Source organism: Bradyrhizobium sp. CCH5-F6 (assembly GCF_001556045.1).
Classification (GTDB): domain Bacteria; phylum Pseudomonadota; class Alphaproteobacteria; order Rhizobiales; family Xanthobacteraceae; genus Bradyrhizobium.
Map to the genome: position 1 here is coordinate 13,577 of NZ_LSIC01000059.1, position 17,952 is coordinate 31,528.

Here is a 17,952-nt window from a genome sequence, read left to right on the forward strand (position 1 = left end):
AATATCAGCGCCTGCCGACGCGATTGACCGGGCCGCCGCGGTTCATCGGCGTTCCCGCGCGCACGCCGACCCCGGGCGCGCCGACGCCGGGCGTTGCGACTGCCGCCGCGGCGACCGGCGCTCCGGGCGCCACGACCACAGCCGCCGCGGTCGGCCGCACCACGCAGCCCTTGGGCACGCCGACGGTCTTGCAATAGACCACCGCCTGCGCCGGGCTCGTGCCCAGCGAAACCATCGCCGCGCCCGCCAGGGCCATGATCGTCAGCCCGGCGCTCAGCGCTCCCGCTTTCTTCGACATCTTGCTCTCCTGCTTCCCGTTCGGCGTCCCGGTGCAATCACCGGCTCTCGCAGCCGAGGTGCAGTGTGAATGGCAAAAGACGGCGCGCGGATACATGCCATGAAGATGGGGGTACCGCGGCCGGGAGAGCTGCCCGGTGCCATGAACATGGCATGGACCCGCGCCGGGGCTTCGCGAGATGGTCCGGCCGCGTGATCCCGGTCGGGCCCCACGACAATTCCAAAGAGGTGCTTTATGAAGATTTCGGTTCTTGCCGCGCTGCTGCTCACTGCTGCCGCGCTGCCCGCTGCTGCACAATCCGGTCCATCGGTCCAGGAGCAAATGGCCTGCCGCGGCGACGCCAGCAAATTCTGCGCCGAACATGTCGGCAAGCCGCCGCAGATGAATGCCTGCCTCCGCGAGAACAAGTCCAAGCTCTCGGATTCCTGCCGCAAGGTCGTTGAATCCCGCGGAGGCTAGTCCTTCATCCTTCTCCCTCGGGAGAACGCCAGCGAGGGGCGGCGGTCTGCCGCCCTCGCGAGAGCAGGCCCGAAGCAGAGCTTCGGCGCTGGCTCGCGGATGGGTAGCCGCCCCCACGAGCCCTTATCGGATTTGCGGTGAGGATTACCTCGCCCTCCGCCGCTACTCCTGCATCATCTCGCCGCTACCGCCGAACTCGGCCGGAAAATCCTTCAGCTTGGGCAGGCCGTCGCGCATCGGCAGCACGGTCTCGGCATAGTTGACGTGGACGCCGGGCGTGAACGCGAGCGACGGGATGATGGCGGTGAAGACGTCGACCAGACCGAGCGGCGGATGGTTGGTCATGAGATGGCCGCCGCACTTCCTGCAATATTTGCGCTGGCTGAGCGGCGTCTTGACGAAGGTCTCGACATTCCGGGCACCCTCGGTGATGCGCACGGCTTCGGGCTTCCACAGGCTGAAGGCGTTGACCGGACCGCCCGACCAGGATCGGCAGGAGCGGCAATGGCAATAGCCCATCGCCTCCGGCGCGCCCGTGACCTCGACCGTGACCGCGCCGCAGAAGCAGTTTCCGACATGTTTCATTTGGACGTCTCCGTTCTTTCTCGAAGGATCGTGTCATCGTGCTTCGGCGCCCCGCGCGTCCTCCTTTCGGCGGACGCGCGGGGCGAGGCCGAGACTATGCCGACCGGCGCCAGGGAATGAGCATGGAGACCCGTTGCCTGTACTGCCGGTACTCGTCGCCGAAGAGATCGACGAGATCCTTCTCCTCCAGCGCTATGCCGACGAAGATGTAGAGCGTGGTCACGGCCGCGAACAGCAGATGGCCCGCGGTCATGGTCGGCGCCGCCCAGAACGCGATGATGAAGCCGAGATAGATCGGGTGGCGGACGAACTTGTAGAGCAGCGGCGTCTTGAAGCGCGGCGACGCCGCTTCCTTGCCGACGAGATGGTCGGTCACCTGATGCAATCCGAAAAGTTCGAAATGGTTGATCATGAAGGTCGAGGTGAACACCAGCACCCAGCCGGCGAAGGACAGCGTGACCAGCGTCACGGCGAGATCCGGATCCTCGACGTTCCATATGACGGACGGCAGCGGACGCCATTGCCAGAACAGGAGGAGCAATGACAGGCTGGCGAACAGCACGTAGGTGCTTCGCTCGACCGGCTTGGGGACGAACTGCGTCCACCAGGCCTTGAACTGCTTGCGAGCCATCACGCTGTGTTGAAGGGCGAACAGCGTCATCAGGAGGAGATTGATGATGACGGCCTCGACCGCCGACGTTTCGCTTCCGGTGTCGATGGTCTTGGGCACCATCACCCCCATGACGAAGCCGATGGCGTAGAGAATGGTGACGAAGAACACGAGATATGCCGCAATTCCGTACAGAAAGGAGATGAACTTGAAAATGCGTGAGCCCGTCACCTCCGGGCCGATGGAATGAACCTGTTGATCAATTTGGGTCATGAAATGCTCCGTTGTGCCGAGGTATCGACACTGTTTGGTCTTCGCACCATGACGGATCGGACGTCCCGCGACTTTCGCGGAGGGTTGATTTTCGCCTGAGACGACTTTGATTTTTGCTTGAGACGACGAAAACGTGCGATTTCTCTTTGAAAACAACGTGCTCGACGGTCACCTGCGGGAGCTCACCTGCGACGGGGCAGCCGTTCCGTTGCAGCCGCAAGTGTTCGATCTCTTGCTTTATCTGGTCGAGCAACGCGCGCGTGTGGTCAGCAAGGGTGACCTGATCAGCCAGATCTGGGGCGACCGCATTGTCTCGGATTCCGCCCTGAACAGCCGGATCAACGCCGCGCGCAAGGCGATCGGCGACGACGGCGCGGCCCAGCGGCTGATCAAGACCATTCCGCGCAAGGGCTTTCGTTTCGTCGGCGAGGTCCGGGAAGAAGCGGCCGCATCCCCCGCGCGGGCGGAGGCCAGGCCCGCTCCCCCGCGCGTGGCGGACCGCCCGGCGATCGCGGTGCTCGCCTTCGAAAATATGAGCGGTGATCCCGCGCAGGACTATTTCGGCGACGGGATCAGCGAGGACATCCTCACCGCGCTGTCGAAACAGCGCTGGTTCATGGTGATCGCCCGCAATTCCTCCTTCACCTACAAGGGGCGCGCGGTCGACATCAGGCAGATCGCCGAGGAGCTCGGCGTCCGCTACGTCGTCGAAGGCAGCGTGCGCAAGGCGGACAACCGGGTGCGGATCACCGCGCAGCTCAACGACGCCGTATCAGGAAATCATCTCTGGGCCGAACGCTACGACCGCGAGCTCGTCGACGTCTTCGCCGTGCAGGACGAGATCACCAACGCGATCGTCGCGGCCATCGAGCCGCAACTTCATGCGGCGGAGAGCTTTCGCGCCCACCGCAAGCCGCCCGCGAACCTGGACGCGTGGGATCTCCTGATGCGTGCGCTGTCGCATTACTGGCGCGTGACCCGGAGGGATCACGAGACCGCGCGGGCGCTGCTCGAGCGCGCGATCGAGATCGATCCGAATTACGGGCAGGCGCTGTCGGTGCTGGCCGTGAACGACATGTTCGGCGTGCATCTCGGCTGGGCCGAGCTCGCCGCGGTCGCCCCGGCCGCGGAAGCCGCCGCGCTCGCCGCGGTCCGCTGCGACCATGAGGACGCCTGGGCGCATGCCGCGCTCGGCAGCGTCTGCTTCTCGACACGCCGGCTTGCGGACGCGCTGTCCGAGTTCGAGCAGGCGCTCGCGCTCAATCCGAACTTCTCGCTGGCGCAGGGCTATTACGCCCTGGCACTGTCCTATGCCGGACGTTCCCAGGATTCGTTAGCGGCCGCGCAAAGGGCGATCCGGCTGTCGCCGCGCGATCCGTCACTGGCGATCTATCACGGCATCGCCGCCTATGCGCGCTTCACCGAACGGCGCTATGACGAGGCCATCGCGCTGGCGCGCGAGGCGATCCGCCACCGCGGCGACCTCACCGGCGCCTATCGCGTGCTCGCGGTTTCGGCCGGCATGACCGGCGACAGCGCGCTTGCGGAGATGGCCCTGGGAGAGCTCCGCCGCACCCAGCCGAACATTTCGCTCCACTGGATCGCGACGCGGCTGCCGTGGGCCAATGACGGGGATCGCGAACAATATCTGGAGGGATTCCGCCGGGCCGGGCTGCAGTAGGCCTCGCCGGGCGGGGCTTACGCCACGGGCTTGCGGCGCAAATGGACGATGACGTCGAGCCGCGCAATCTCGTGGCCGGGAAGCGCCTCGGGCACCTTGGTGAAGGCCAGGCCGTCGGCGACGTCGACCAGCATATCCTCGCCTTCGAGATAGAAGTGCGGATGCACGGATGTGTCGGTGTCGAAGAAAGACTTGATGCCGTCGGCCGCGATCCGGCGCAGCAGGCCGGCTTCGGTGAACTGGTTCAGCGTGTTGTAGACGGTCGCGAGCGACAGATACGCGTTCGCCGCCATGGCCTCCTCGTAGAGGCCCTCCGCGGTGACGTGACGATGGTCGCCCAGAAACAGCAATTGTCCGAGCGCCAGGCGCTGGCGCGTCGGACGCAGGCCGGCATTGCTCAGCAATTGCAGGCAGCGCTGCACGCCCGCCTCCGACGAACGTTCGAGACTGGCGGGATCAGGTCCGCCATCGTCATCCGCAGGAATAGTCGTGGCCCGAATGTCCATCGATCGTCTCACGGCCCGAGGGAGCAGCCTTGCCATTCGATCGCAAAGGCGGTGGCTCGGCTTTGATCCGGATCAAAATCGGGAGCGGATCCGCCTCTGACCTATCGCAAGGCGGGATGGCTCATTCCGAGCCAGAAGGGTTCGGATATCGATGAGGTTCACATGTCCAGGCCGGTTCCCGACAAGGCAGAAATCGCGCTCGAATATCCCGACAAGTTCTATGTCGGCACCTTCGAGCATTCGTCCCGGTTCGAGGCGCGGCTCGACGGCAGCGGCGTTGCGCTGGTGCTGCAACATCCCGGCGCGGCCGACGAACGCAAATCGGTGCATCTGCACATCAATTTCGGCCTGCTCGCCGGCATCCTGCGGGAGCTCGCCGGCAGCGTCGCTGCGCTGCCCAAGGATGACATCGCGCACCGCGAGCAACTCGCCGACGCGCTCGACGAGCTGCGACGGGCGCTGCGGACCGCCTGAAGGCTACTTCGCCTTCGCCTGCATCGGCTTCGGTGCCGGCACCGCGGCCCATTCCTTGTCGGCGCGCGGACCGTTGAGATCGCCGGTCAGGCCGACGAGCTGGCCCGGCAGAACGTCGAGGGTCTGCTGCCAGGTCTGGGTCTGGCAGAGCAGCTTGATCAGGCAGCCCTTGAGCTTGAGGCGGTCGGCGGATTCGCGCCACAGCGAGACCGAATAGAACTTGCCGTCCTCGGCATTGTAGATGTCGCCCGCAAACCGGCCCTCGGGTGTCGCCTGGAGCCCCATGATGAGCTGATGGCCGAGCAGTGCGCGGGCGCGCTTGTCGGGATCCGGATTCTGGCTGTCGCGATAGGGCTGGCCCCGCTTGTCCGCGGGATCCTTCATCCAGACGATGAAGCCGCAGATGCGGTCACGCGACGGCCCACAGCGCTCGAGCCGGATGCGGGCGCGTCCATCCTCGACGAGCCATGTGCCGCTGGGATCGGTGGGAGCGGGAGCGGCGCCGGTCGGGCTGGCGAAGTCCATCATCACGATGGTGACTGCGATGCGCAGCAGGAAACGAAGCAGGAAGTTCATCAGCGACACCTTTCGTTGCGGGGTTGCGGCTTCAGTTCAGTTGCGCCATCAGCGCATCTGCGCCCTTGTCGAGGCCGGCCGTCGCAGCCGCGAGTGCGCCGACGCTGGCCTTGATGTCGTAGGCGCCCGGGTATTGCTTGGTGACGTAAGCGGAGAGCAGCCGCGAGTTCGTGGCATCGAAGATCTCGACGCTGTAGATGACCGAGCCGGTCATCATGCCCTCGCCATCGCGCGCAGCCTGCACGCCGTTGTAGACCGCGCCGGCCATGTCGAAGCGGGAAAGCGTGCCGAGCACCGGCGTGTTGGCGACGGCGCCGGTGAGAGTCAGCCTGATCCGCAGCGTGTTCGGTCCGCGCTCGCGCGCCAGCGCGAAGCGGCTGCGCAGCCGCTCGGCGAAGCGGGTCTGCATGTAGGCGGCAAGCGTCGCCTTGTCCTTGTCGGACATGTCGCCGAACTGGTGATCCCGGCCGCGATAGATCGCGACGGGTTCGAGGATCACCTTGTTGTATGCACGCCAGTCGACCGGCGTCGAATAGCGGTAGGGCACGCGGCCGGAGGCGTCCGAGGTGTCCGGCGCCATATAGGCCGACGACGCCAACTCCGAATAGGGCACGGGCGCCACCGAGGCGCAGCCGGCCATGGCCTTGCAAAGCATCAGCGTTCCCAGACCGCGCAGGGCGATCGAGCGATCCATTCCACACTCCTCTAGCGGCTTCTTGGGAGGCAAGGACGACCGCAGCCGCGCTTTGGGACCAGTCGCGGCTGCGGCGCTCACCATTGCCAACCCAAGGCATCGTTCCGGGGCCTTTCGGATGCCTTGGGCCGTCTCAGCGGCTACATTTATAAAACCGACTGGTTGGTTTGTAAAGTATCAAAAGTTCGCCCTGACACATTTGGCCGCAGGCGCGGTTTTGGGCAGCGATCTAGCGGAATTCGTTAACGATAAATCAGGCGCGCTTGCGACGGGTTGCTGCCTTTGCGGCCGATGCCGTCCCCGATTTGGCAGGGGCGGCGGGAGTGGCGGTGCGCGACGCAGCCGGCTGTTCGAGGCCGCTCCATTGCGCGTCGTCGAGCAGACGCGCGAATAATCGCTGGTGCTCGTCCTTGCTGAGCGGCGACAGGCCGAACAGCGAGCTCAGCAGCAGTCCCATCGCTCCGGCCCAGCGTATCATCGCGAGATCCGGATCTGCGGCTTCTTCCCTGATCGCCGCCATCCTCTCCATCTCCCGCTCGCGCGGCAGCGCCATCAGGCGGGGATTCTCGACCATGGCCGCAACCAGGGCCAGCGCGGCAGAATTCGGCGAGGTCGCCGCTTCCCTGATCGTGGCGAGCTGCGTCGCCAGATTGGGGCTTGCCGAGGACGCACTCACCTTGGCCATGTAGCGCGTCGAGAACTCCTCGAAATGCGCCATCTGTCGCTCGAGCAGCGCCTTCAGCACCGCCTCCTTGGTGCGGAACTGATGCATCACCCCGCCCTTGCTGAGGCCGCTCTCGCGCGCGATCGCATCGAGCGTCAGCCGGCCGGGCCCGTCGCGCGCGATGATGGCGATGGCGGCTTCGAGCGCAGCATTGCGGGACCGTTCGGAGCGGGTGGCATTGTCCATGGGGACTTGTCTCCGTGGCACGAGAACGAATCAAGTGAAAACAGGACGCGCTGTACATTTTTTGTGCGAACACTGTCGAGACTTTCATCTTGCCGCGCCGAACGAGACTGTGTGAGCCTCGATACCGGATGGGGACTGGGATGGGCCGGCCGTCGCTTTGCGCGCGAGGACGTCGCGAAGCGTTTACGGTCGGTCTCGCTTGAGAAAGATACGACATGTCAAAACGAGTGTTGCTTGGTCTTCTCCTGGCTTGCGGCTTCACGGCCTCGGCGCTGGCGCAAGCGCCGAAGACGGGGGGCACGATCAATGCCGTGATCCAGCCCGAGCCGCCCGGCCTGATGCTCGCGCAGGTCCAGAACGGTCCGACCCAGATGGTGTCGGGCAACATCTTCGAAGGGCTGCTGCGCTACAGCCCCAAGCTCGAGCCGCAGCCGGAGCTCGCCGAGAGCTGGAGCGTCAGCGAGGACGCCAAGACCTATACCTTCAAGCTCCGGAAGGGCGTGACCTGGCATGACGGCAAGCCCTTCACTGCCGCCGACGTTCTGTTCTCGATCGAGATGCTGAAGCAGACGCATGCTCGTGCCCGCACCAATCTGGCACAGGTCGACAAGGTCGAGGCGCCGGACGACCATACGGTGGTCTTCACGCTGAAGCAGCCATTCGGCCCGTTCCTCGGCATCTTCGAGGTCGGCTCGATGCCGATGGTGCCGAAGCATCTCTATGAAGGCACCGACTGGAAGACCAATCCCTACAACAACGCGCCCGTGGGCACCGGCCCCTTCATGTTCAAGGAATGGCAGAAGGGCTCGTTCATCCGCCTGGTCAAGAACCCGAACTACTACGAGAAGGGGAAGCCCTATCTCGACGAGATCTACTGGCAAATCATCCCCGACGCGGCCGCGCGCGCGGTGGCCTTTGAGACCGGCAAGGTCGACGTGCTGCCCGGCGGCTCGGTCGAGAATTTCGACGTGCCGCGGCTGTCGAAGCTGAAGGACACCTGCGTCACCGGCGCGGGTTGGGAGTTCTTCTCGCCGCTGGCCTGGCTGTGGCTGAACAACCGCCAGGGGCCGCTCGCGGACAAGAGGGTGCGGCAGGCGATCATGTATGCGATCGACCGTGACTTCGCCAAGGACGTGATCTGGAACGGGCTCGGCAAGGTCGCAACCGGCCCGTCCGCCTCGACCATCAAATATTACACCGACGACGTGAAGAAATATCCGTACGACCCGGCCAAGGCCAAGGCGCTGCTGAAGGAAGCGGGCTACAAGGGCGAGAAGATCCGCCTGCTGCCGCTCGCCTATGGCGAGACCTGGCAGCGCTGGGGTGAGGCTGTGAAGCAGAACCTCCAGGACGTCGGCATGACCATCGAGACCATCGCCACCGACGTCGCCGGCGGCAACCAGAAGATCGGCGACTGGGACTACGACATCGCCTTCACCTATCTCTACCAGTACGGCGATCCCGCGCTCGGGGTCGGCCGCAACTACATCTCCAGCAACATCGCCAAGGGCCAGGTCTTCAACAACGTCGAGGGTTATTCCAACCCGGAGATCGACAAGCTGTTCGCCGAAGGCGCCGTCGCGACCCCGGACTCGAAGCGCAAGGAGATCTACGAGAAGGCGCAGAAGATCCTGGTAGAAGACGTGCCGGTGGCCTGGATGCTGGAGCTGCAGTTCCCGACGATCACGCGGTGCAAGGTCAAGAACCTGATCACCACGGGCATCGGGGTCAATGACGGCTTCAAGGATGCATGGCTCGACAAGTGACGAGCTGGTTCTTCACCTCCCCCCGCTTGCGGGGAGAGGTCGAATATGCGCAAAGCGCATATTCGGGTGAGGGGGAGTCTCCACGAGTCCAATTCTCACCGCCCTTGCGGAGAGTCCCTCTCACCCCAACCCTCTCCCCGCAAGCGGGGCGAGGGAGCGCACTGCTCCCGTGGCCAAGGGTCACGTTACCCTATAAGAACCTCTAGATGCTCTCCTTTGTCGCTCAGCGTGTCGTGAAGGGCGTGATCGTCCTGCTCGCGATCGTCGTTCTCAATTTTTTCCTGATCCGGCTCGCGCCCGGCGACCCCGCGGTCGTGATGGCGGGCGAGGCTGGGGCCAGCGATCAGGTCTTCGTCAAGCAGCTCAGGGAGAAGTTCGGCCTCGACAAGCCGCTGCCCGAGCAACTCCTCATCTACGTCAAGGGCGTCGTGACGCTCGACCTCGGCTTCTCCTTCCGCCAGCAGGCGCCGGTCGCAAAGCTGATCGGCGAGCGGCTGCCGGCGACGCTGCTGTTGACGCTGACCGCCTTCGCGATCTCGCTCGCGCTCGGCGTCCTGTTCGGCACCTTCGCCGCACGCTTCGCCGGCACCTTCCTCGACACCGCCATCACCGTGTTCGCGCTGATCTTCTACGCCATGCCGATCTTCTGGGTGGCGCTGATGGGCATCCTGCTGTTCTCGGTCACCATGGATTGGTTGCCGAGCTTCGGTTACGAGACGGTCGGCGCCAATCTCACCGGCCTAGCCCATGCGATCGACGTCGCAAAGCACCTGATCATGCCGGCGATGACGCTCGGCCTGTTCTTCATGGCGACTTACACCCGCATGACGCGCGCCTCGATGCTGGAGGTGAAACGGCTCGACTTCGTCAAGACCGCGCGCGCGAAGGGTCTCTCCGACGCCGTGATCCAGCGCCGCCACGTGCTGCGCAACGCGCTGCTGCCCGTCGTGACGCTCGCCGGCGTGCATTCCGGCACGCTGATCGGCGGCGCCGTCATCACCGAGACCGTGTTCGCTTGGCCCGGCATCGGGCGCCTGATGTACGACGCGCTGCTGCAACGGGACTACAATCTGCTGCTCGGCGTGTTCGTGATCTGCTCCGCCATGGTCCTCATCTTCAACCTCATCACCGACCTCGTCTACCGGCTGGTCGATCCGCGCATCGAATTCGCCTCATGAAACAGTTCTGGAAATCGATGCTGAAAAGCCCGAGCGGCGTCATCGGGCTCGTCATCCTCCTGCTCGCGATCTCCGTCGCGGTGTTCGGACCGATGCTGTTCCCGAATTCGCCCTGGCGCATGGTGCAGCGGCCGTTCCTGCCGCCGTTCACGCTCTCGACCGTGCCGCTCGGCACCGACGCGCTCGGCCGCGACGTGTTCGCCGGAATGATCTTCGGCGCACGGGTGTCGCTGCTGGTCGGCCTCGTCTCCACGCTGGCCGCACTGATCGTCGGCGTGCCGATCGGCGCCATGGCCGGCTATTTCGGCGGCAAGGTCGACGACGCCCTGATGCGCTTCACCGAATTCTTCCAGACCATTCCGAGCTTCGCGCTCGCGATCGTGCTGGTCGCGATCCTGCAACCCTCGATCTATTCGATCGTGGCCTCGATCGCGGTGGTGAGCTGGCCGCCGGTGGCGCGCCTCGTCCGCGGCGAGGTGCTGTCGCTGCGCACGCGCGAATACGTCCAGGCCGCCGTGGTCACCGGCCAGAGCAACAGCTGGATCATCCTGCGCGAGATCCTGCCCAACGCGCTGTCGCCCGTGATCGTGCTGGCCTCGCTGATGGTGGCCACCGCGATCCTCCTGGAATCCTCGCTCTCGTTCCTCGGCCTCGGCGATCCCAACCTGATTTCCTGGGGCTACATGGTCGGCGCCGGCCGCACCGTGATCCGCCAGGCGTGGTGGATCACCGTGTTTCCCGGCGTCGCCATCCTGATCTCGGTGCTCGGCCTCAATCTGATCGGCGAAGGCCTCAACGACGCGCTCAATCCGCGCCTGTCGCGCGAGGGACGCTGACATGACCGCCCCCGCCACCGTCTCCATCAAGAACCTGCGGATCGCGCTGCCCAAGAGCGCCGAGCGGCCGTACGCGGTCGACGGCATCTCGCTGGACCTGCGGGCCGGCAAGATCGTCTGCGTGGTCGGCGAATCCGGTTCCGGCAAATCGATGTGCGCGCACGCGCTGATGGGCCTCCTGCCCGATACGGTCGACGTCACGGCCGGCGAGATCATGTTCGAGGGCCGCGACCTGCTCAAGCTCGACGACGACGGCTGGCGCGATCTGCGCGGCCGCCGGCTCGCGATGATCTTTCAGGAGCCGATGACGGCGCTCAATCCGTTGATGCGGATCGGCGACCAGATGGCGGAGATGTTCGAGGCGCACGGCCTGCTGACGCCGAAGGAGCGGCGGGCGAGAGCGCTGGCATTGGCACGCGAGGTCGGCCTGCCCGACCCCGAGCGCATCGTGCGCGCTTATCCGCACCAGCTCTCCGGCGGCCAGCGCCAGCGCGCCATGATCGCGATGGCCCTCGCGCTCGAGCCGGCCGTGCTGGTCGCGGACGAGCCGACGACCGCGCTCGACGTCACAACGCAGGCGCAGATCCTGAAGCTGATCCGCAACCTCCAGCGCAACCGCAACATGGCGGTGATGTTCATCACCCATGATTTCGGCGTCGTCGCCGACATCGCCGACCAGGTCGTGGTGCTCAGGCACGGCAAGGTCGTGGAGGAAGGTCCCGCCGCGACGGTCTTCAGCGCGCCGCAGCACGACTACACCAAGGCGCTGCTCGCCGCCGTGCCGTCGATGGATCCGCCGGCGCGCGCTCCTCTCGACGATCGGGCCAGGGCCGTCGAGGTGATCGGGCTGGACAAGACTTATGTCACCTCGGGCGGCTGGTTTCGCGAGGATCGGCGCGTCGATGCGGCGCGCGCGGTCAATTTCGACATCCTCAAGGGCGAGACGCTCGGCCTCGTCGGCGAATCCGGCTCCGGCAAATCGTCGGTGGCGCGCCTCGTGATGCGGCTGATCGAGGCCGACCGGGGCACCGTGCGGATCGGCGAGACCGATCTCACCTCACTGTCCGGGAAGGCGCTGCGCGCCGAGCGTCATCGTATCCAGATGATCTTCCAGGATCCGTTCGCCTCGCTCAATCCGCGGCGCAAGATCGGCCACATCATCGCAGACGGCCCGATCGCGGCCGGCATCGACTCGAAAGTTGCATTCGACCGCGCCCGCGATCTCCTCAAGATGGTGGGCCTCGACGCCGGCGCTCTCGAACGCTATCCGCACGAATTCTCCGGCGGCCAGCGCCAACGCATCGGCATTGCCCGCGCGCTCGCGCTCGAGCCGGAGATCATCGTCGCAGACGAAGCCGTCTCCGCGCTGGACGTCTCGGTCCAGGCGCAGGTGTTGAGGCTGCTCGAAGACCTCAAGGCGCGCCTCGGCCTCTCGATGCTGTTCATCACCCATGACTTGCGTGTCGCCGCGCAAATCTGCGACCGCATCGCGGTGATGCAACGCGGCGCCATCGTCGAGCTGAAGCCGACCGCGCAGCTGTTCGCCGCGCCCGAGCACCCCTACACGCGCGAGCTGCTCGCGGCGGTGCCGGGGCGCAAGGAGCGCGCGCCGGCGGCGTGAGAGGCATTTAGGGCCGGTATTCCGGTCCGGAACGGTCACGGGCTTTTTATTCCTCGTGACCGACGACGCAGCAGCAAAACCGAAGCCGTGATCCCACATCCAAATGGAATGATTTCCATCATCCGATGATGGATCTGCCGATTGATTGGAGCCGATATGGGCAAGGTTATTCAGTTCGTCTCGAAATCCGAACGCGAGCGCGTTCGCCTCATCCAGGAGGCGCGGGCGATCTACGACAGCATTTTTCCGCCGACTGATCCGACCGGCGAGCAGCAGGACCAGGCGGCCACCGGACGCGCGGCTGGTGGCGACGTTGGAAGCCTGGCGTGATCAAGATCATTGCCGAGCTCTGCAGCCTCTCCACTTCCGGGAAATGGTCGCGAGCAGATCGTCACCACGTCGGACTTCGCTGACGTGTCGATGCAGTCGTGCCTGATGGGCGCGCCCCAGCGCGCCGAATGGACGAACCAGCATCCGGCCGAGCGCTTGGCGGGATGGCGTTGCGTGATCGGGCAACAGGCCGGCAGGGGCTACTGAGGCCAAGGGCGCCTGATCGGGCGGCGTGATCCGGTTGAACACCGTGACGAGCATGCATTGCCAAGTTAGGATGACCTCCAGCTGCCTGGCACAGGGGGAGCCGGATGGAGGTCGCCAGCCTCGTTCTTCCCGTCTTCGCGATCATCGTCACCGGCTGGCTCGCGGGCGAGCTCGGCTATCTCTCCCGCGCGCTTGCCGATAGCCTGGTTCACTTTGCCTACAATGTCGCGATGCCGGCGCTGCTGGTCGTCACGATCGCGCAGGAGCCGGCGCGCAACCTGCTGGAATGGCGCTTCCTGCTCGCATTCGGCGGCGGCTCGCTGATCTGCTTCGCGATGGTCTTCGTGGCCGTCCGCGCGGGTGGCAAGCACGATCTCGCCAGCAGCACGATCCATGGGATGGCGGCGGCGATGACCAACACCGGGTTCGTCGCGCTGCCGATCCTGCATGCGATCTACGGCCAGCCCGCCGTTCTGCCTGCAGCCGTGGCGACGGTGTTCGTGGCCGCCGTGATGTTTCCGATCACGGTCATCCTGCTGGAAAAGAACGCGCGAGAGCCTGCGCATTCGGCGGGGCTGGCGAAGCAAATCCTGCTCAATCCGATGGTGCTGTCGACCCTCATTGGGCTCGTGTGGGCGATGACGGGCCTGCCGATCCCGGCGCCGGTCGCGGCCTATCTGAACATCATCGCCGCCGCGCTCACGCCCTGCGCGCTGTTTGCCATCGGGCTGGGGTTGTCCGTCGAGGGCCTGCGATCAAACATGAAGGCGTCGTTTGCGCTGGCGGCAGTGAAACTGGTGGTCATGCCGCTGATCGTCTACGGGCTCTGTGTGGCCTTGGCCCTCGACCCTCTCTCCACGGTCGCGGCGGTGGTCTGCGCGGCCGTGCCGACGGCGAAGACCGTGTATGTCCTCGCGCACGAGCACAAGGTCGAGGAGAAGCTGGTTGCCGCCACGGTCTCGATCACGACGATGCTGTCGGTCGCGACGTTGCTGGTGGCGCTCTACGTCCTTTCCGGCCTTGCGAAGGCCACGCGCTGACTTGCACCGGCGTCCGCTCCATTCATAATTTCGTGCGCGCGCGAATGTGACGGACCGCGTGCCCGCCGTCTTCGGATGGCCCCGAATCAGCGCTAGTGCTTTGTCGTCAGTGACTTCCCTGGACGCGAGCAGCATGACCGGCGCCGAACTGAAGCAGCTTCGCAACGACCTCTCCGACGCCCTCGAGCGCAAGCTCACGGCGGCCGACATGGCGAAGCTGTGCGGATTGCCGGAGAAGGGTGGCGCCGACACCATCCGGCGCTGGGAGGTCAGCGGTCCGACGCCGGAGGCGACCAAGATCCTGCGCGTGCTCGCGATGGCGAGCGAGCGCTATCCGATCCTGGAGAAGTTCGACATCTTCGATCGTCACGACGTGCGCGAGGAAGACCGGCCGGCAAAGCGCGCGACCTTTCGCGCGCAGATGCGCGATGAAGCGCGGCGGCGTCTTGGTTAACAGGAGGCGCGCAGGAGTTACCTGAGACGCGCGAAGTTAAGCCTTCCTTCACCATTTCTTAAGCCGTCATTAAGCACGAAAATCATTTACGTCCCAACAAGTTAGGTTCGCTGTCGTTGTGCCATGCATGTGACAGCATTTTCATCAAAAGCGAGCTATCTGCAAAACCAACGACGGCGCGGAAAGCGCGCCTGCCGGGGACCTTGCGTGTTGGAGTTCAAGACGATGAAGAAGATTCTGTTTGCAACCGTGGCGCTGCTCGTGGTGGGCGCGGCTGCGCCGGCCGTCGGCGCCGATCTCGGCAACCGCAACTACTACAAGACGCCGGCGCCGGCCTACGCCGCGCCGATCTACAATTGGACGGGCTTCTATCTCGGCGCCCATGTGGGCGGTGCGTTCTCCAGCGACAACAATTTCAACGGCCTCTCCACCGGCAACAACGGCAACGGCCGCTTCCTCGGCGGCGTGCAGGTCGGTGCCGACTGGCAGTTCACCCCGAACTTCGTGGTCGGCGTCGAAGGCCAGTACTCCTGGCTCTCGGGCAGCGTCGGCGCGGTTTTCCCGGGCGGCGTCGCCTATACCAACGACCAGCGCGGCCTCGGCTCGATCACCGGCCGTGTCGGCTACACCTGGGGCCCGGGCCTGGTCTACGTGAAGGGCGGCTACGCCTATTCGGACAACAACGAGAAGGTAACCGTGGGCGGCGTTCCGACCGCCTTCGTCATCACTGGCGATCACCGCAACGGCTACACGGTCGGAGCCGGCCTGGAATACATGTTCGCCCCGAACTGGTCGGCGAAGGCCGAGTACCAATACTACAATTTCGGCGACGCGAGCTTCACCGGCGGTCCGCTGGCGGGTACCGGCAGCTTCACCACCGACGACCATACCTTCAAGGCGGGCGTCAACTACCGCTTCAACTGGGCAAGCCCGGCCGTCGCGCGCTACTGATCGGTTATCAAGTCCTTATCGCGATGAAGGGCCGGCCTCGTTGCCGGCCCTTTCTTTTCGCTCTGCGGAACGCGCGCAATCAATTGGTGATTGCAATTATTTTAACCGGTGCTGCCGATACTGCCGTCGCAAGCAAGAAAGAACATTGGGGGAATTTCGATGGCGATCCGTCTGGGCTTTGGCCGCTTCCGTCCTCGTTTCAGAATGCCGAAATGGGGCGTGCGCGGCAGCCTGTTCGCGGCCTTCGCGGTGATCGCGGGCATGGGTCTCGTGATCGCGGCAGGCGCCGGCCTGGCGCTGCAGACTCTCGGCGGACGCATCACTGAACTGAGCGGGCGGGACATTCCGCGCCTTTCCGCCAGCCTGCAATTGTCGGCACTGAGCGCGAGCCTCGCGGCGCAGGGGCCAGCCCTGCTTGCCGCGCAAAGCGAAGAAGCGCTGACTGAGCGCACCAAGAAGCTCAGGGAATTGCAGGAGCAGACGCAGCAGAAACTCACCGAGATCATCGAGCTCGGCGGCGACAAGAGCGTCGTCTCCGGGCTCAGCGACACGATGAAGAGCATCAACGAGGCGGCTCAGAGCCTGGCGAAGGCGGCCCGCGAACGACTCGATATCGCAGCCCTTCACGACAAGCAGTACGATGCGCTTCGCAACGCCCAGGGCGCGTTCGTCGGCGCGGCGAGCCCGGCGATGCTGGACGCGCAGACGCGCGTCAACGCCATTCTCGGTTCGGCCGACCTGTCCGCCGCAGATGCAACCGAAGCCGCGCAGACCGTCGGTCAGCTCGGCAATGTCGTCGCCAGCGGCAATCTCGCCGCCGCGAACATGAGCGCGGCGCTGTCGGCGAACACGAGCGACAAGCTCGACGACATCCAGAAGGATTTCAAGACGGCACAGGGACGCCTGCGGTCCAACCTCGATCTGTTGCCGGACAACCAGGGCAACAAGATGCTGCGCGAGACGGCGGAGAAGCTGCTCGCGCTCGGCACCGGCAAGACCGGCGTGTTCAATCTGCGCGAAAAGGAGCTCGACTCCATCGACTATGGCCAGACCATCCTCGACGAGACCCGCAAGCTCAATGTCGGCCTCGGCATCAGCGTGCAGCAGCTCGTCGACGGTGTGCAGAAGGAGACCAACGCCTCGACCTACCAGGCGCGGCAGGAGATTTCGCTGGCGACGTCGGTCATGCTGGCGCTGGGCGCGTTGATGCTGGTCGGTTCGGCGCTGTTCGTCTGGCTCTATGTCGGCCGCAACATCCTGCGTCGGATCGGCGCCCTGCATCAGTCGATGCAACTGCTCGCGAACGGCGACCTCGAAACCGAGATCTACCGCTCGAAGAACCACAACGACGAAATCTCGGTGATGGCGAACACGCTGCAGGTGTTCCGGGAGAGCATGATCGAGACCCGCGCCCTGACGAGCGAGCAGGACAAGGACCGTATCGCCAAGGCCGAGCGTGCCGCGCGCATGGAAGCGAAGATCGCCGAATTCGAAAGCACGGTGCGATCCGCGCTCGACAATCTCGCGCAGTCGGCCAACTCGATGCAATCGACCGCGCAGAGCATGTCGAACACCGCCGACCAGTCCAACGCGCTGGTGAACGCGGTGGCTTCCGCGGCGGAAGAAACCTCGGTCAACGTGCAGACCGTGTCGGCCGGGACCGAGCAGCTCTCCTCCTCGATCCAGGAGATCAGCCGCCAGGTCGTGACCTCGGCCGAGATCGCCAAGAAGGCGGTCGACGAGGCCGGCGCCACCGACGCCACGGTGCAGAGCCTCGCCGACGGCGCGAGCCGCATCAGCGTCGTCGTCGACCTGATCCAGACCATCGCTTCGCAGACCAACCTGCTCGCGCTCAACGCCACCATCGAGGCGGCGCGCGCAGGCGAGGCCGGCCGTGGCTTCGCGGTGGTTGCCTCCGAAGTGAAGAGCCTGGCGAGCCAGACCGCCAAGGCGACAGACGAGATCCGCACCCAGATCGCCAGCATGCAAGAGGTCACGACCTCCGCGGTCGGCGCCATCCAGGGCATCGGCCGGATCATCGGCGAGATCAACGACGTCACCACGACGATCGCGGCCGCGGTCGAGGAACAGGGCGCCGCCACGCGCGAAATCGCCCGCAACATCCAGCATGCCGCCGGCGGCACCAGCGAAGTCTCGAGCAACATCGTCGGCGTCTCCACCGCGTCAGCAGAAGCTGGCGCCGCGGCCGGCGAAGTGCTGAGCGCCTCGGATGCGCTCCGGCGCGAGGCCGACATGCTGCGCGGGGAAATCGACGCGTTCCTCAACGACATGCGGGCGGCTTGATCGTCATTCCGGGGCGCCTCGCAGAGGCGAACCCGGGATCACGCACCACAATCTCGGGATTTCCGGGCTCGTTCACGCGCGTCCCGGAATGACCGCGCTTTTTTGCGACCTTCAACCGGGAGGCGGAAAACCGCACCGGTATGACGGCCATGCGGTTGCCGCCAGGCATCTTTTTTCGGCTGGCGCCCCGCTCGCACTG

At 65.2% G+C, this 17,952-nt stretch carries 19 protein-coding genes and 1 pseudogene; 13 read left to right on the forward strand and 7 right to left on the reverse strand.

The genetic code is table 11. The annotated features are described in order from the left end of the window. Window positions 1-4: 4 nt before the first annotated feature. Window positions 5-298, reverse strand: a complete 294-nt coding sequence (locus AX729_RS10525) for a hypothetical protein (RefSeq protein ID WP_061022874.1) — start codon at window positions 296-298, stop codon at window positions 5-7. A 234-nt stretch (window positions 299-532) separates the two neighbouring features. Between AX729_RS10525 and AX729_RS10530 the strand changes: the two genes are divergently transcribed. Continuing rightward, window positions 533-757, forward strand: coding sequence for a cysteine rich repeat-containing protein (locus tag AX729_RS10530; protein ID WP_061022681.1), 225 nt, complete (start codon window positions 533-535; stop codon window positions 755-757). 162 nt (window positions 758-919) lie between these two features. On the opposite strand, the gene AX729_RS10535 is transcribed toward AX729_RS10530, so the two are convergent. Next, complete coding sequence (locus AX729_RS10535) at window positions 920-1,342, reverse strand: GFA family protein (RefSeq protein WP_061022683.1); 423 nt, start codon at window positions 1,340-1,342, stop codon at window positions 920-922. Between the two features lie 94 nt (window positions 1,343-1,436). Then, the gene (mddA, locus tag AX729_RS10540; RefSeq protein ID WP_061022684.1) at window positions 1,437-2,225 is read right to left on the reverse strand and encodes a methanethiol S-methyltransferase; all 789 of its coding nucleotides are present in this window, start codon (window positions 2,223-2,225) and stop codon (window positions 1,437-1,439) included. Window positions 2,226-2,358: 133 nt separating this feature from the next. Between mddA and AX729_RS10545 the strand changes: the two genes are divergently transcribed. Next, complete coding sequence (locus tag AX729_RS10545) at window positions 2,359-3,906, forward strand: winged helix-turn-helix domain-containing tetratricopeptide repeat protein (RefSeq protein ID WP_061022686.1); 1,548 nt, start codon at window positions 2,359-2,361, stop codon at window positions 3,904-3,906. Window positions 3,907-3,923: 17 nt separating this feature from the next. Here AX729_RS10545 and irr read toward each other — a convergent pair whose 3' ends face one another. Further along, window positions 3,924-4,412, reverse strand: coding sequence for a Fur family transcriptional regulator Irr (gene irr / locus AX729_RS10550; RefSeq protein WP_061022688.1), 489 nt, complete (start codon window positions 4,410-4,412; stop codon window positions 3,924-3,926). Between the two features lie 162 nt (window positions 4,413-4,574). Between irr and AX729_RS10555 the strand changes: the two genes are divergently transcribed. Further along, window positions 4,575-4,886: a hypothetical protein gene (locus AX729_RS10555; protein WP_061022690.1), complete on the forward strand. Its 312-nt coding sequence runs from the start codon at window positions 4,575-4,577 to the stop codon at window positions 4,884-4,886. 3 nt (window positions 4,887-4,889) lie between these two features. Here AX729_RS10555 and AX729_RS10560 read toward each other — a convergent pair whose 3' ends face one another. The 3 genes from AX729_RS10560 to AX729_RS10570 all read right to left on the reverse strand — a co-directional run bounded on the left by AX729_RS10560 (window position 4,890) and on the right by AX729_RS10570 (window position 7,066). Continuing rightward, the gene (locus AX729_RS10560) at window positions 4,890-5,462 is read right to left on the reverse strand and encodes a DUF2147 domain-containing protein (RefSeq protein WP_061022876.1); all 573 of its coding nucleotides are present in this window, start codon (window positions 5,460-5,462) and stop codon (window positions 4,890-4,892) included. Between the two features lie 31 nt (window positions 5,463-5,493). Next, complete coding sequence (locus tag AX729_RS10565) at window positions 5,494-6,156, reverse strand: DUF3313 domain-containing protein (RefSeq protein WP_061022692.1); 663 nt, start codon at window positions 6,154-6,156, stop codon at window positions 5,494-5,496. Between the two features lie 253 nt (window positions 6,157-6,409). Continuing rightward, window positions 6,410-7,066, reverse strand: coding sequence for a TetR/AcrR family transcriptional regulator (locus AX729_RS10570; protein WP_061022694.1), 657 nt, complete (start codon window positions 7,064-7,066; stop codon window positions 6,410-6,412). A gap of 215 nt (window positions 7,067-7,281) precedes the next feature. Here AX729_RS10570 and AX729_RS10575 point away from each other — a divergent pair, with 215 nt between their 5' ends. The 10 genes and pseudogenes from AX729_RS10575 to AX729_RS10615 all read left to right on the forward strand — a co-directional run bounded on the left by AX729_RS10575 (window position 7,282) and on the right by AX729_RS10615 (window position 17,753). Further along, window positions 7,282-8,832, forward strand: a complete 1,551-nt coding sequence (locus AX729_RS10575) for an ABC transporter substrate-binding protein (protein WP_061022696.1) — start codon at window positions 7,282-7,284, stop codon at window positions 8,830-8,832. Window positions 8,833-9,038: 206 nt separating this feature from the next. Beyond that, window positions 9,039-10,010, forward strand: coding sequence for an ABC transporter permease (locus tag AX729_RS10580; protein ID WP_061022698.1), 972 nt, complete (start codon window positions 9,039-9,041; stop codon window positions 10,008-10,010). Next, entirely contained in the window at window positions 10,007-10,846 is an 840-nt protein-coding gene (locus AX729_RS10585) for an ABC transporter permease (RefSeq protein ID WP_061022700.1), read from the forward strand. Before AX729_RS10580 ends, AX729_RS10585 begins: the two co-directional genes overlap by 4 nt. A 1-nt stretch (window position 10,847) precedes the next feature. Then, entirely contained in the window at window positions 10,848-12,467 is a 1,620-nt protein-coding gene (locus AX729_RS10590; protein WP_061022701.1) for an ABC transporter ATP-binding protein, read from the forward strand. A gap of 156 nt (window positions 12,468-12,623) precedes the next feature. After that, a complete protein-coding gene (locus tag AX729_RS40430; RefSeq protein WP_197433572.1) occupies window positions 12,624-12,797 on the forward strand; it encodes a hypothetical protein in 174 nt (57 codons plus the stop codon). Continuing rightward, window positions 12,794-13,004 (forward strand): annotated as a pseudogene (locus tag AX729_RS41645) (hypothetical protein). The gene AX729_RS40430 and the pseudogene AX729_RS41645 overlap by 4 nt, the downstream one beginning before the upstream one ends. Window positions 13,005-13,108: 104 nt before the next feature. Then, window positions 13,109-14,044 (forward strand): AEC family transporter, encoded by a 936-nt coding sequence (locus AX729_RS10600; protein ID WP_061022703.1) that lies wholly within the window; start codon window positions 13,109-13,111, stop codon window positions 14,042-14,044. A 133-nt stretch (window positions 14,045-14,177) separates the two neighbouring features. Then, window positions 14,178-14,498, forward strand: coding sequence for a helix-turn-helix domain-containing protein (locus AX729_RS10605; RefSeq protein WP_061022705.1), 321 nt, complete (start codon window positions 14,178-14,180; stop codon window positions 14,496-14,498). 225 nt (window positions 14,499-14,723) lie between these two features. Further along, window positions 14,724-15,449: an outer membrane protein gene (locus AX729_RS10610; RefSeq protein ID WP_061022878.1), complete on the forward strand. Its 726-nt coding sequence runs from the start codon at window positions 14,724-14,726 to the stop codon at window positions 15,447-15,449. A 159-nt stretch (window positions 15,450-15,608) separates the two neighbouring features. Next, window positions 15,609-17,753 (forward strand): methyl-accepting chemotaxis protein, encoded by a 2,145-nt coding sequence (locus AX729_RS10615; RefSeq protein ID WP_061022707.1) that lies wholly within the window; start codon window positions 15,609-15,611, stop codon window positions 17,751-17,753. Window positions 17,754-17,952: the final 199 nt, after the last annotated feature.

What these genes read in the sequence shown, in the direction of transcription:
- AX729_RS10565 (WP_061022692.1), bottom strand. Translation starts at nt 6,156, where the DNA reads ATGGATCGCTCGATCGCCCTGCGCGGTCTGGGAACGCTGATGCTTTGC.
- AX729_RS10605 (WP_061022705.1), top strand. Translation starts at nt 14,178, where the DNA reads ATGACCGGCGCCGAACTGAAGCAGCTTCGCAACGACCTCTCCGACGCC.
- AX729_RS10560 (WP_061022876.1), bottom strand. Translation starts at nt 5,462, where the DNA reads ATGAACTTCCTGCTTCGTTTCCTGCTGCGCATCGCAGTCACCATCGTG.
- AX729_RS40430 (WP_197433572.1), top strand. Translation starts at nt 12,624, where the DNA reads ATGGGCAAGGTTATTCAGTTCGTCTCGAAATCCGAACGCGAGCGCGTT.
- AX729_RS10530 (WP_061022681.1), top strand. Translation starts at nt 533, where the DNA reads ATGAAGATTTCGGTTCTTGCCGCGCTGCTGCTCACTGCTGCCGCGCTG.
- AX729_RS10580 (WP_061022698.1), top strand. Translation starts at nt 9,039, where the DNA reads ATGCTCTCCTTTGTCGCTCAGCGTGTCGTGAAGGGCGTGATCGTCCTG.
- mddA (WP_061022684.1), bottom strand. Translation starts at nt 2,225, where the DNA reads ATGACCCAAATTGATCAACAGGTTCATTCCATCGGCCCGGAGGTGACG.
- AX729_RS10535 (WP_061022683.1), bottom strand. Translation starts at nt 1,342, where the DNA reads ATGAAACATGTCGGAAACTGCTTCTGCGGCGCGGTCACGGTCGAGGTC.
- AX729_RS10570 (WP_061022694.1), bottom strand. Translation starts at nt 7,066, where the DNA reads ATGGACAATGCCACCCGCTCCGAACGGTCCCGCAATGCTGCGCTCGAA.
- irr (WP_061022688.1), bottom strand. Translation starts at nt 4,412, where the DNA reads ATGGACATTCGGGCCACGACTATTCCTGCGGATGACGATGGCGGACCT.
- AX729_RS10615 (WP_061022707.1), top strand. Translation starts at nt 15,609, where the DNA reads ATGGCGATCCGTCTGGGCTTTGGCCGCTTCCGTCCTCGTTTCAGAATG.
- AX729_RS10590 (WP_061022701.1), top strand. Translation starts at nt 10,848, where the DNA reads ATGACCGCCCCCGCCACCGTCTCCATCAAGAACCTGCGGATCGCGCTG.
- AX729_RS10555 (WP_061022690.1), top strand. Translation starts at nt 4,575, where the DNA reads ATGTCCAGGCCGGTTCCCGACAAGGCAGAAATCGCGCTCGAATATCCC.
- AX729_RS10600 (WP_061022703.1), top strand. Translation starts at nt 13,109, where the DNA reads ATGGAGGTCGCCAGCCTCGTTCTTCCCGTCTTCGCGATCATCGTCACC.
- AX729_RS10575 (WP_061022696.1), top strand. Translation starts at nt 7,282, where the DNA reads ATGTCAAAACGAGTGTTGCTTGGTCTTCTCCTGGCTTGCGGCTTCACG.
- AX729_RS10525 (WP_061022874.1), bottom strand. Translation starts at nt 298, where the DNA reads ATGTCGAAGAAAGCGGGAGCGCTGAGCGCCGGGCTGACGATCATGGCC.
- AX729_RS10610 (WP_061022878.1), top strand. Translation starts at nt 14,724, where the DNA reads ATGAAGAAGATTCTGTTTGCAACCGTGGCGCTGCTCGTGGTGGGCGCG.
- AX729_RS10585 (WP_061022700.1), top strand. Translation starts at nt 10,007, where the DNA reads ATGAAACAGTTCTGGAAATCGATGCTGAAAAGCCCGAGCGGCGTCATC.